General features: G+C 58.3%; 10 protein-coding genes. 4 read left to right on the top strand and 6 right to left on the bottom strand.

Features of this window, described 5'->3' with window-relative positions; all coding sequences use genetic code 11:
- The coding region (locus tag MMS95_RS11185) for a mannose/fructose/sorbose PTS transporter subunit IIA (protein WP_242141673.1) at positions 1–572 on the bottom strand (572 nt) is incomplete at its 3' end.
- Positions 573–1134: 562 nt separating this feature from the next.
- Here MMS95_RS11185 and MMS95_RS11180 point away from each other — a divergent pair.
- On the top strand, positions 1135–2679 hold the full coding sequence (locus tag MMS95_RS11180) for a TerC family protein (protein ID WP_242141672.1): 1545 nt from the start codon (positions 1135–1137) through the stop codon (positions 2677–2679).
- Positions 2680–2695: 16 nt separating this feature from the next.
- Here MMS95_RS11180 and MMS95_RS11175 read toward each other — a convergent pair whose 3' ends face one another.
- The 4 genes from MMS95_RS11175 to pabB all read right to left on the bottom strand — a co-directional run bounded on the left by MMS95_RS11175 (position 2696) and on the right by pabB (position 8310).
- Complete coding sequence (locus MMS95_RS11175) at positions 2696–4282, bottom strand: EAL domain-containing protein (protein ID WP_033632825.1); 1587 nt, start codon at positions 4280–4282, stop codon at positions 2696–2698.
- Between the two features lie 268 nt (positions 4283–4550).
- Positions 4551–5915: an L-serine ammonia-lyase gene (gene sdaA, locus MMS95_RS11170; protein ID WP_004927589.1), complete on the bottom strand. Its 1365-nt coding sequence runs from the start codon at positions 5913–5915 to the stop codon at positions 4551–4553.
- 446 nt (positions 5916–6361) lie between these two features.
- Entirely contained in the window at positions 6362–6940 is a 579-nt protein-coding gene (locus tag MMS95_RS11165) for a CoA pyrophosphatase (RefSeq protein WP_004927587.1), read from the bottom strand.
- The gene (gene pabB, locus MMS95_RS11160; protein ID WP_242141671.1) at positions 6937–8310 is read right to left on the bottom strand and encodes an aminodeoxychorismate synthase component 1; all 1374 of its coding nucleotides are present in this window, start codon (positions 8308–8310) and stop codon (positions 6937–6939) included. Before pabB ends, MMS95_RS11165 begins: the two co-directional genes overlap by 4 nt.
- A gap of 521 nt (positions 8311–8831) precedes the next feature.
- On the opposite strand from pabB, the gene MMS95_RS11155 reads away from it, so the two are divergent.
- A complete protein-coding gene (locus MMS95_RS11155) occupies positions 8832–9833 on the top strand; it encodes a glycosyltransferase (protein ID WP_242141670.1) in 1002 nt (333 codons plus the stop codon).
- Between the two features lie 70 nt (positions 9834–9903).
- Complete coding sequence (locus MMS95_RS11150; protein WP_015378151.1) at positions 9904–10143, top strand: YoaH family protein; 240 nt, start codon at positions 9904–9906, stop codon at positions 10141–10143.
- 34 nt (positions 10144–10177) lie between these two features.
- Here the strand turns inward: MMS95_RS11150 and purT are convergent, their stop codons facing one another.
- The gene (gene purT, locus MMS95_RS11145; RefSeq protein ID WP_242141669.1) at positions 10178–11356 is read right to left on the bottom strand and encodes a formate-dependent phosphoribosylglycinamide formyltransferase; all 1179 of its coding nucleotides are present in this window, start codon (positions 11354–11356) and stop codon (positions 10178–10180) included.
- A gap of 246 nt (positions 11357–11602) precedes the next feature.
- On the opposite strand from purT, the gene cspC reads away from it, so the two are divergent.
- Positions 11603–11812, top strand: coding sequence for a cold shock-like protein CspC (cspC, locus tag MMS95_RS11140; RefSeq protein WP_004927572.1), 210 nt, complete (start codon positions 11603–11605; stop codon positions 11810–11812).
- Positions 11813–11931 lie beyond the last annotated feature (119 nt).

The raw sequence follows: 11931 nt of genomic DNA, 5'->3' as shown, positions 1-11931 counted from the left end.
ACGACGATGATGCGGCTGACGTTGGTCTCTTTGGTCCAGCGGGTAGCCACCTGGCCGTGAATCAAGCGGTCATCGATGCGCGCCAGGCCGATTTTCATGTGGTCGTTCGGCCCCAGCGGCGCCTGAGGGGCAGCGGCTTTGGCGACGGGCGCCACGGGTTTTGCGGGTTCTTCCTGCGGTTTTTTCAGCGCTTTCACGCCTTCGCGGCCGGTTTCCAACGCCAGCGCCACCAGTTCATCGAAAGCGGGGTTGTCGTCCCGCGCCATGAAGGTTTCCACCAGCATCGGGATGTTGACCCCGGTGACGACCTCATAGTTTTCTTTGTCGACCGCAATGCGGCTGGCGGCGTTGAACGGGCTGCCGCCCCAGGTATCCACCAGGAACAGCACGCCGCCGCTGGTATCCAATCCACTGATTTTTTCGTTGTATTTGACGATTAACGTTTCGGCATTCTCACCGGGAACGAAGTCTATAAAGGCGACGTTGTCCTGCTCGCCCAATAGCATCTCCGCCGTTTTCAGCAGTTGTTCCGCTGCAGCCCCGTGTGTGCCGATGATAATAGCTATTGCCACTCGCTACCTCCTCGTTGAACTCCAGACGCGGTTTGTGTCGTTTCTCCGCGCCGTCTTGGCAGTCACTTCCGCGGTTCAGATACATTATGGTAGAAAAAAAGAAACGCACGCCTAACATTTCTCACGCAGTATCAAATGCCTGTGCGTGATACTTCACGAACGCGAGATTTATTTTAGTGAGTGAAAAAATATTTTTTGTGACGCTGCTCCGCTATTGAATGCTCGGAGAAATCTTAGCTGTCGCAGACGATATGGCGTGGCGTCACCCTAAACCGCCGTTGAAAAAGCCGCTTTGTCCCCCAGAAAAATCCTGATACAGTAATTTCCTCTTTCATCACTAAGGAGTGAAGGGCCTCAGCCCTCCCTATGGACTGTCACCGAAGTAACTGTTTTTCCAGGTTTCACCCGCCACCTGCTGGCGTTGCATATGTTGTTCGGCCCTTCGGCCATCTCCCGGTAATCCCATCCCGTCACTTTGCTATTGTCGACTGCGCCCATGCAGCGGCGGCATCGTCACGTCTGAGCGGCGTGCGCTCATTCCCACTTTTCTCTGGAGTCTGATATGGAATTTTTAATGGACCCCTCTATTTGGGCGGGGTTGCTTACGCTGGTGGTGCTGGAAATCGTGCTGGGCATCGACAACCTGGTATTCATCGCCATTTTGGCCGACAAACTGCCGCCTAAGCAGCGCGATAAGGCGCGCATCATCGGCCTGTCGCTGGCATTGCTGATGCGTTTGGGTCTGCTGTCGGTGATCTCCTGGATGGTAACCCTGACCACGCCGCTGTTCAGCGTCGGCGATTTCAGCTTCTCCGGCCGCGATCTTATCCTGCTGTTCGGCGGGGTATTCCTGCTGTTCAAGGCCACCATGGAGCTGCATGAACGGCTGGAAGGGCAGACGCACCAGGATGGCGCCAACCGCGGTTACGCCAAGTTCTGGGCGGTGGTGGTGCAAATCGTGATCCTTGACGCGGTGTTCTCGCTTGATGCGGTGATCACCGCCGTGGGCATGGTGAACGATCTGCCGGTGATGATGGCGGCGGTGGTGATCGCGATGGCGGTGATGCTGCTGGCATCCAAGCCGTTGACCAACTTCGTCAACGCGCACCCGACCATTGTGGTGCTGTGCCTGAGCTTCCTGTTGATGATCGGTCTGAGCCTGATCGCCGAAGGCTTCGGCTTGCATATTCCTAAAGGCTATCTGTACGCCGCGATCGGCTTCTCGATCCTGATTGAATTGTTCAACCAGATCGCGCGCCGCAACTTTATCAAGCATCAGGCGCGTCGCCCGATGCGCGAGCGCACCGCGGAAGCGATCATGCGCCTGATGGGGCAGCAGCGCGCACAGCAGCCTGACGACGCGGTGGCGTTGCCGAGGGATGAAACCTTTGCGGCGGAAGAGCGTTATATGATCAGCGGTGTGCTGACGCTGGCCTCGCGCTCATTGCGCAGCGTGATGACGCCGCGCACTGACATCTCCTGGGTCGACTGCGAGCGCTCCCGTGAGGAGGTGCGCGCACAGTTGCTGGATACGCCGCACAGCCTGTTCCCGGTGTGTCGCGACTCTGTGGATGAGATCGTCGGCGTGGTACGCGCCAAGGATCTGCTGGTGGCGCTGGAGCAAGGGGACGATATCGCCGAGTTTGCCGCCCGCACGCCGCCGATCGTGGTGCCGGAAACCATGGATGTCATCAAGCTGCTGGCGGTGCTGCGCCGCGCCAAAGGGCGCCTGGTGGTGGTCACTAACGAGTTCGGCGTGGTGCAGGGGCTGGTGACGCCGCTGGATGTGCTGGAAGCGATTGCCGGCGAGTTCCCGGACGAAGATGAAACGCCGGACATCGTGGCGGAAGGCGACGGCTGGCTGGTCAAAGGCGGGACCGACCTGCACTCGCTGGAACAGGCGCTGGCCTGCGATGACCTGGTCAGCCCAACCGCAGACTACGCCACTCTGGCGGGGCTGCTGTTAGCCCACTACGGCCAGATGCCGGTGGTGGGGGACACCATTGAACTGAACCACCTGCGTTTCGATATCGTCGAGGTCTCCGACTATCGCATCGAGTTGGTGCGTGTCACCCGCGTCGTCTTCGACGAACCGGCGCATTCGTAACCCCCCCGCCGGAGGCTCAGGCCTCCGGCGTATTCTCTTCTGTTTTCCTGACGCGCGATTCGTACTGCTGCAACCACAGCGGGAAAACGTGGATCGGCATCGGCTTGGCGAAATAATACCCCTGCAGGGCATTGACCTCACGCGAGCGCAGATAGTCGGCCTGTTCCGCCGTTTCTACTCCTTCAGCCACCAGCTTCAGCTTCAGCCGCTGCGCCAGCGTAATGATGGTATCGGTCACCGTGGCGTTGACCGCGTCGGTACCGATGGCCGCGGTAAACCCGCGGTCGATCTTTAACACGTCCGGGCTAAGGTTCTTCAGGTAGCTCAGCGAGCTGTGGCCGGTGCCGAAATCGTCGATGGCCAGCATGATCCCCATGTCTTTCAGCGTCCGGATCTGGTCATGCTGGATCGCCGACAGCGCGGTGCGTTCGGTCAGCTCCAGCATCAGTGACGGCATCGGATGCGCCGGTAGCCAAATCCGGCGGATATCGTCGATGATGTTGAGCGTTTTAAAGTGTTCGGCGGCGACGTTGATGCTGATGTAGAACGACGGTCGCGGCGGGAACAGCTGCAGATTTTCCGTCACGGTGTTCATCAGATAACGGGTCAGCGGAATGATCAGCTCATGCTGCTCGGCCAGCGGAATAAACACGTCGGGGGAGATCCACCCTTGCCGCTTCTTTTTCCAGCGCAGCAGCATCTCGACGCCGGCGCAGCGCCCGGTGTCGCTATGGATGATGGGCTGGCAATAGACGCGGAACTCGCGATGGGTGATGGCATGGCCGATGTGATAAGACAGGCTCATGCGGTTAGCGGTGAGCAGATAGACCACATAGGCGGCCAACAGGCTGATCAGCAGCGCGAGCGGGATATGGCGCGGCAGTGCGGAAAGCGCCAGCATGCCGATCTGCGGGCCGAACAGCGAAATCGAGAACGGGTATAGCGCAGAGCCGGCGGTGTAGCGCAGATCGTTGGTCAAGGTGTCACGGCTCAGGATTTCACGTCGGCCGTATTCCAGGCTGCTGTCAGCCACGTTCAGCACCACGCGCTGAACGTAAGGCTCCTGCGGCTCGAGTAAAAAGTTGGACAGCAGCTCGATATTAAACACGTGCAGCACGCCGCTGGTTTTATCGTGGGGGGATGGCGTCCACATCACCAGCGTGGGCAGGCCTTTGCTCACCGCCAGCGAGGGGCGCAGCGCCAGCCTGGCGTTGCTGTTGACGAAGGTCGGCATTACCGCGGCCAGCTGATAATGACGGGAACCAAACAGGCTGGAGCAGTAAATAATGCCGTTTTTTACCAGCAACATGGCGCGTAGCGCCTGATTCTGCGCGGCGCGAAAGCGCAGGGCCGACGAAACGTTCTCGCAGGGCTGGTCCAGCATGTCCATGCTGCGCTCCGCCTGCAGCTGAGCCGGCGTCAACAACTGGTTGAGCTTGCCGACGGTGCGGGTGGCCAATGTCTGTTGGCTCAGCTCGATACTTTTGACCTCTTGATAGTAACGGGTATACAGCGATACCAACAGAATAGCCGCGCCCACCGCTCCGGCCAGCAGCCAACGGTAATAACGATATCGGGACGCGGCGAGGTGGGTCATCAACATCCGGTAAATCCTTGTTCGGTAATCCAGCCCCGAGTCACGGTCAGGTCATAGATCCTTAAGTTGCGCTCGGCTAATTCTAGCCTGAGGTTATACAAGATTGATGGTAACTCAGTAAATTATTTCGATTTGGCAAAACAGAAGGTCAATTTGCAGGCTAACCGCCGGATCGATGAGAGAAATGCAGGATTTTTTCTGGTGACATTGTCACAAAAGGCGGCCAATGAATTGATTACCCATAAAAAACCCCGCCGGGTGGCGGGGTTGTCTGTCAGTCGCATTGCACCTTGATTGCCAGGCCGCCGCGTGACGTTTCGCGGTACTTGGCGTTCATGTCTTTGCCGGTTTCGTACATGGTCTCGATCACCTTATCCAGCGAAACGCGCGGCTCGCTGGTGCGGCGCAGGGCCATGCGGGCGGCGTTGATCGCCTTGACCGAAGCGATGGCGTTGCGCTCGATGCACGGCACCTGCACCTGGCCGGCGACCGGGTCACAGGTCAGACCCAGGTTATGTTCCATGCCGATCTCCGCCGCCACACAGACCTGCTCAGGGCTGCCGCCCAGCAGTTCGGCCAGACCGGCCGCCGCCATGGAGCAGGCAACGCCCACTTCACCCTGGCAACCGACTTCGGCGCCGGAAATGGAGGCGTTCATCTTGTACAACGCGCCGATCGCACCCGCCGCCATAAAGTAGCGGATGTAGATATCCGGGCTGACGGACTCGATGAAGTGATCGTAGTAAGCCAGCACCGCAGGCACGATGCCGCAGGCGCCGTTGGTCGGCGCGGTGACCACGCGGCCGCCGGCGGCGTTTTCTTCGTTAACCGCCAGCGCGAACATGTTGACCCAGTCGATCACGTTCATCGGATCGCTGGACAGTTTGTCCGACGCCACCAGCATGCGGCGCAGCGCGGAGGCACGGCGCGGTACGCGCAGCGGCCCCGGCAGTACGCCTTCGGTGTTCAGACCGCGATCGATACAGGCGCGCATGGTTTGCCAGACGTTGCCGAAGTAGGTCTCGATCTCTTGCTTGCTGTGCAGCGCCAGTTCGTTCTGCATCACCATGCCGGACAGCGACAGGCCGGTCTCGCGGCAGTGGTCGAGCATTTCGCGCGCGGAGTTGAACGGATAGGGCATTTGCAGTTCTTGCTCGGCGGCCTTGCCGAAATTCTCCTCGTCGACGATGAAACCGCCGCCGATAGAGTAATAGGTCTTGCTGTACACTTCTTTATCGCCGGCGAAGGCGTGGATCTGCATGCCGTTTTCGTGCAGCGGCAGGTTGTCGCTGCGGAAGACCATGCCGCCGTCGCGCGGGAAATCGACTTCATGCAGGCCGTTGGCCAGCATCAGGCGTTGACGTTGTTCTACATCGCGAATAAAACCCGGAATGCTATCGATATCGACGGTGTCCGGCATGTTGCCGGCTAGGCCGAGAATGATGGCGATATCGGTATGGTGACCTTTGCCGGTCAATGAGAGTGAGCCGTAAACGTCTACGGCAACACGCGTGATAGAAGGCATCAGGCCTTTATTTACCAGATCGTCGACAAACTGTTTGCCGGCTTTCATCGGTCCAACCGTATGAGAGCTGGACGGGCCGATGCCGATCTTAAACATGTCGAAAACGCTAATCACGCTAAAACTCCTTAAAGAGACGTATTGTTATGGCTGCGGCGGTCAAAAACCGCGCAGGGAACAGCGATATTGTAAAAGGGCCGTGCGGGTTCGGCTGCCTTTTTCGCATGAAATTAAATAATCCGTGGTGTCGCTTTTTTTACTGATTACCCGGGGCGAACCCTTGTGCGGGGTATCCGCTTTCGCCCAAGCTCCATTAGCGGTAATCGCGCCAGCTTTCCGTGCTGAACGCCGCCGGCTTAATCCCTGTTTCTACAGTGGTTTATCTCGGGCGGTGGTATTTTACAGGTATTTCGTAAGGTTTAAGAGAGGGTTTACAGTTTTTTTAAAACCATTCAAACGGAACGGTAGTTGAAAAAGCGATCAAATGAAGTGATAGCGATCGCTTTACCCGCCGCGGAGGCCGGCAACCGTGCCAGATTGCGAGTCAGATCACGTAATGCGGGCTAAATACTGACCTGTTGCGCCAGGCGCCGAATGATGGCGGCGGTCAGCCCCCAGATAAACTGGCTGTGATACCAGGAGAGGTAGATGCGGTGCGTATGGCCGGCGCGATGAATATCCAGCGGATAGTAACGCGACAGGGTCAGCGCTTCCCGCAGGGGCATCTCGAACACGTCCGCCACTTCGCCTTCATTGGCGTGGAACTGCACGTCCGGCGGGATGAGGCCGACGATAGGGGTAACCTGAAATCCGGTGCTGCTGTCGAGCGGCGCCATTTGGCCGAGGACAGTCACCGCTTGCGGCGGTATCGCCACTTCTTCCTGCGCTTCTCGCAGCGCCGTGACGATCGCCGATCCGTCTTCGGCGTCGGTTTTGCCGCCGGGGAAGGCCACTTGACCGGCATGTTTGCGCAGCGAGTCGGCACGGCGGGTCAACAGCAGCGTCGGCTCGGCGCGGCAGACGATCGGGATCAGCACCGCCGCCGGGCGCACATGGTGCGAAATCTGCGTCGCCTGCGGCAGCTGCAGTTGAAAACGGCTGATAAAGGCGTGCAGTGAGGCCGGTGAGTTCGATGGGATCACGACAGGGCATACTCCCCTAGCTGCGGCAAAATGCGGCCGACCTTGTCGAAGGTCTCCTGGTATTCCGCCTGCTCCTGGCTGTCCGCCACGATGCCGCCGCCGGCGGAGCAGTGGATGCGACCGTTTTCGGTGACGAGCGTGCGAATGGTGATATTGGTGTCCATGGTGCCGCAGGCGCTCAGGTAACCGATGCTGCCGCAATAGGCATTGCGGCGCTGCGGCTCCAACTCTTCGATGATTTCCATCGCGCGCACCTTGGGCGCGCCGGTGATCGAACCGCCGGGGAAGCAGGCGCGCAGCAGTTCGGCCGCCGAGGTATGGTTTGGCAGGGTCGCGGTGATGGTGCTCACCAGGTGATGCACGGCGGGGAACGGCTCCACGGCGAACAGTTCCGGCACCCGTACGCTGCCAGGCTGGGCGACGCGGCCGATATCGTTGCGCAGCAGATCGACGATCATCAGATTTTCAGCGCGATCCTTGGGTGAATCGGCCAAACGGCGAGCCTGCGCGGCGTCCTGCTCCGCGTCCGCCAGCCGCGGCAGCGTGCCCTTGATCGGGCGGGTTTGGATACGCTGCTGCTCCAGCCACAGGAAGCGCTCGGGAGAGACGCTCAGTACGCTGTTGTGCGGCAAGCGCAGGAAGGCCGAGAACGGCGCGCGGTTGCTGGCGCTCAGGCGGCAGAACGCCTGCCATTCATCCCCCTGATAGTCGGCGGAGAATCGTTGTGCCAGATTAATTTGGTAACAGTCGCCGCTGCGCAGGTAGTGCTGAATACGTTGGAATTTCTCGCCGTATTGTCGCCGGCTCATATTGGCGCGCCAGTCGCTCAGCAGCGTGAAAGGGCGTTCTGCAGGTGCGGTTTGGCTATTGAGCCAGCGCCAGCGCTGCTCCACATCGCCATAGCTGAGCAGCGTCAGGGTTTGCAATTGGTGGTCGGCGATCGCTGCCCAGTCATAAATGCCCACTGCCATATCCGGCAAAGCGAGGTCGGCTTCGGCCAACTGCGGCAGGGTTTCCACCCGGCGCCCAAGATCGTAGCCGAACAGTCCCAGAGCTCCGCCCTGAAACGGCAGGTCCGGATTAAACGCCGGCTGCCAGCCTTGCGCCGCCAATTGCTGCTGCAGCAAGGAGAACGGATCTTCCTGCGACTGAATGGTGACGCCGTCACTTTCGATTTGCGTGCCGGCACCCTGGGTGGTGAGTGTCACGCGCGGTTGTGCGACCAGGATATCGAAGCGGTTGTGCGAATGGTCGGCAAAGCCCGAATGCAGCAGCATCGCCCAAGGCTGCGATGAAAGCGGGGCGAAAAGCGTCATCAGGGCACGGCGGCTGTAGGGCAAAGATTTTATGTTTGGGGCGGTTACGCTCATGAACGTCAATAAACCTGGCTGTGAGGACGGCGATATCTGGCGGCTAGTGTGCCATAGACGGCCACGTCATGCATGTTTTGCCATGCGCGACATGCAGCACGGTTCACATAAACGGCAGCTCAATAAACCTGAAATAAGGCATTTTTTGCGCCATTGATTATACTTCGATATGTTAAAAATTTAACGTCAAATGCACTGGAAGCCTATTCATCGAGGGCGCAATACCCGAGAAATATAAAAAAAGATTCGTTAATTTCATAAATTTATTATTTCTGCTTGTTATTAGAAGCGGGGGAGATGTTGCTATGCCCGATTTTAGCAACGTCGCCGCCCTTTGGAATTAATGGCTTAATTACTCAGCGCTTTTCTGGCGCGGGTTTGAGAAAGAAAGGCCAGTTCGGTCCCATTAGCCAGCGCGGGAATTTGCAGGTTTCACGCCTATCCCAAGCGTACGCAGACCGAATGAGTCTTTTAGAAAAATAAAATTATTATTTTGTTACATTATTATTGAAGAGCTGACTATGTCGTTAATGCTGAGCGTGATCGTCCCGATGCACAATGCGGGGGAATTATTGGAGCCTTTCCTGGCCTCGCTGCTGGCCCAGCGCGAGCAACGGTTGGAGGTGATCATCGGCAACGATGGTTCCACTGACGGTTCAGGAGAGATCGCGCACCGTTACGCGGCGGTACATCCGCATATTCGTGTGATCGATCAGGCCAATGCCGGTGTTTCTAACGCGCGTAATGCCGGGCTTGCCGTTGCCCAAGGCAAATATGTGGCGTTTCCCGATGCCGACGACTTGCTGGCGCCGGAGATGTATTCCACGCTGCTGGAACAGGCGGAAAAACACCAATTAGACGTGATGCAATGTAATGGCGAGCGCTATTTCACCAGCCAAGATGAATTGCAGCCGATTTTTCCCGAGGCGCGTTTGCGTACCACCGATGTTATCAGTGGCGTGCAGTGGTTTGAACGTGCGCTGAAATCGCGAAAGTTTATTCACGTTGTATGGCTGGCAATATATCGCCTCGACTTTATTCGCCAGCATCGGCTTTATTTCGAGCCGGGGTTACATCACCAGGATATTCCCTGGACGACAGAAGTCATGTTTAATGCCAAACGGGTCAAATATTTAAGTACGCCGCTGTACCGTCAACGGGTGCACGACAAGTCGATCAGTAATCGTCGGCGCATCGGTAAGGCGAACGTGGAGTATCAACGCCACTATATGAAAATCGTCGAAATGCTGGAGCGGCTCAACCAGCGCTATGCGGGCACTATCGTCATTCGTCCGGCTTTCCATTGGCAAATCACCCGCGAAGCGCTGGGCATTTGCCACAGCATTCGTCGCGAGCCGGAACCGGCCGCTCAGAGTCAGATCACCGAAGAGTTCTATCAGCGCGGTATCGACAGAGCGATGTTCGCCAATGCGCGCGGCCTGAAGCAGGGGTGGCATGTCATGCTGTGGCGGCATCGCCTGAAGCAGTGGCGCAACGATAACGGCTGTTCGCAACCGGCCTGACGCACCAGACGTTGGGATCCGCCGCTTTAGCGCGTATACTCCTTCTCCCTTTTGCCGGAGAGAACGACACATGCATGCAGGTATGCCATTACTGAATCACGCGGAGCAGCAGGAAGCGGCGGATCGCATCCATCAACTGATGGAGCAGGGCATGAGCAGCGGTGAGGCCATTGCTCGCGTTGCGCAGGAAATTCGCGAGAAGCATCAGGGTGCTCAGGTTGCGGTATTGTTCGATGACGAAGACGAGCAACATGAGGCCGCACCGGAGGCGTCGCGGGATGACGATGCTGAAGAAGACGAAGACTATTGACGTTATCGGGGCCGCGCAAGCGGCCCCGTGAGTATCAGCCGTTGACCGTCACGGCGGCGGCGGCTTGTTTTGCTTGCTCCACCGCCAGTTCCGTCGTGTTGGCCGTCGCCAGCGCTACGCCCAGACGACGTTGCCCGGCGATCTCCGGTTTGCCGAACAGGCGCAGCTGGTTGTGCCCGCGCAGCGCATTTTCCAGTCCGCTGAAACGCACATCGCTGCTGGTGAGCTGCGGCAGGATCACCGCCGAAGCGGAAGGGCCGAACTGGCGGATGGCGCCAATCGGCAACCCGAGAAACGCGCGAACGTGCAGGGCGAACTCGGACAGATCCTGTGAGATCAACGTAACCATGCCGGTATCGTGCGGCCGCGGAGACACTTCGCTGAAGATCACATCGTCGCCGCAGACGAACAGCTCCACGCCGAACAGGCCGAATCCGCCCAGGGCTTTCACCACCTTCTCCGCAATAGCCTGAGCACGGCTCAACGCCGTGGCTGACATGCGCTGCGGTTGCCAGGATTCGCGATAATCTCCGTCTTCCTGACGATGGCCGATCGGCTCGCAGAAATGTACGCCGTCCACGGCGCTGATGGTCAGCAACGTAATTTCAAAATCAAATCTTACCAACCCTTCGACGATCACCCGGCCGCCGCCGGCGCGTCCACCCTGTTGCGCGTAATCCCAGGCGCTTTGCAGCTGCTCAGGCGCGCGGATCAGGCTTTGTCCTTTGCCGGAAGAACTCATCACCGGTTTGACGATGCACGGATAGCCGATGTGCTCGACCGCCTGCCGGAAAGCCGCTTCGCTGTCGGCAAAGCGATAGCTGGAGGTAGGCAGGCCAAGTTCTTCCGCCGCCAGACGGCGGATGCCTTCGCGGTTCATGGTCAGGCGCGTGGCTTCGGCGCAGGGCACCACGCGGTGGCCCTGACGTTCAAGTTCCACCAGCATGGCGGTGGCGATCGCTTCGATTTCGGGAACGATATAGTCCGGCCGCTCTTGTTCGATAACGGCTTTCAACGCGTCACCGTCCAGCATATTGATGACGTGACTGCGGTGCGCCACATGCATGGCGGGGGCGTCGGCATAGCGATCGACGGCGATCACTTCCAGACCGAGGCGCTGGCATTCAATGGCGACTTCTTTACCCAGCTCCCCGGAGCCGAGCAACATAACGCGGGTGGCGGAAGGGCGCAGGCCGGTTCCAATCGTTAACATAGTTTCGTACCTGGATTGGTGAAAGTAAGCGGATTGATGATCGGCGGGCAGTATATACGAAAACGATTGCGTTCACAGCCGCCGCGCCAGGTTTGTTGCTAACTTACTGTTTTTATAACAAGCAGAAATATTTGCCCTGCCTGGGCGATTGTGCGTTAATAAGCGACGGCGAAAGAAGGCCTATATATAGCAAGGTTTTCGCGTCTCGTGCCGTCAAGGCAGGTTTATCAAGTAAAGGAAACACAAATGAGCAAGATCACTGGTCACGTTAAATGGTTCAACGAAAGCAAAGGTTTCGGCTTCATCACGCCTGCCGACGGCTCTAAAGACGTTTTCGTTCATTTTTCCGCTATCGTTAGCGATGGTTTCAAGACTCTGGCTGAAGGCCAGCAGGTTGAATTCTCCATCCAGGACAGCCAACGTGGCCCAGCCGCAGCCAACGTCGTTGCGATTTAACGACTGAGCCGCCAAGAAACCCGCCGCCGGCGGGTTTTTTTATGCCCGCTGCCCGTAACGCCGCCCATCTCTGTTATCATTTACCGCTGATTCGGCGCCAACCTGCGGGCGCGCCGCCA

The sequence above is a fragment of the Serratia sp. PGPR-27 genome (assembly GCF_022678525.1).
Lineage (GTDB): Bacteria > Pseudomonadota > Gammaproteobacteria > Enterobacterales > Enterobacteriaceae > Serratia > Serratia nematodiphila.
This window is presented reverse-complemented; position numbering and strand designations above follow the sequence as displayed.

Excerpts from the sequence above, each read along its gene's own strand:
- MMS95_RS11180 (WP_242141672.1), top strand. The coding sequence starts at position 1,135 with ATGGAATTTTTAATGGACCCCTCTATTTGGGCGGGGTTGCTTACGCTG.
- MMS95_RS11175 (WP_033632825.1), bottom strand. The coding sequence starts at position 4,282 with ATGTTGATGACCCACCTCGCCGCGTCCCGATATCGTTATTACCGTTGG.
- pabB (WP_242141671.1), bottom strand. The coding sequence starts at position 8,310 with ATGAGCGTAACCGCCCCAAACATAAAATCTTTGCCCTACAGCCGCCGT.
- MMS95_RS11155 (WP_242141670.1), top strand. The coding sequence starts at position 8,832 with ATGTCGTTAATGCTGAGCGTGATCGTCCCGATGCACAATGCGGGGGAA.
- MMS95_RS11150 (WP_015378151.1), top strand. The coding sequence starts at position 9,904 with ATGCATGCAGGTATGCCATTACTGAATCACGCGGAGCAGCAGGAAGCG.
- purT (WP_242141669.1), bottom strand. The coding sequence starts at position 11,356 with ATGTTAACGATTGGAACCGGCCTGCGCCCTTCCGCCACCCGCGTTATG.
- cspC (WP_004927572.1), top strand. The coding sequence starts at position 11,603 with ATGAGCAAGATCACTGGTCACGTTAAATGGTTCAACGAAAGCAAAGGT.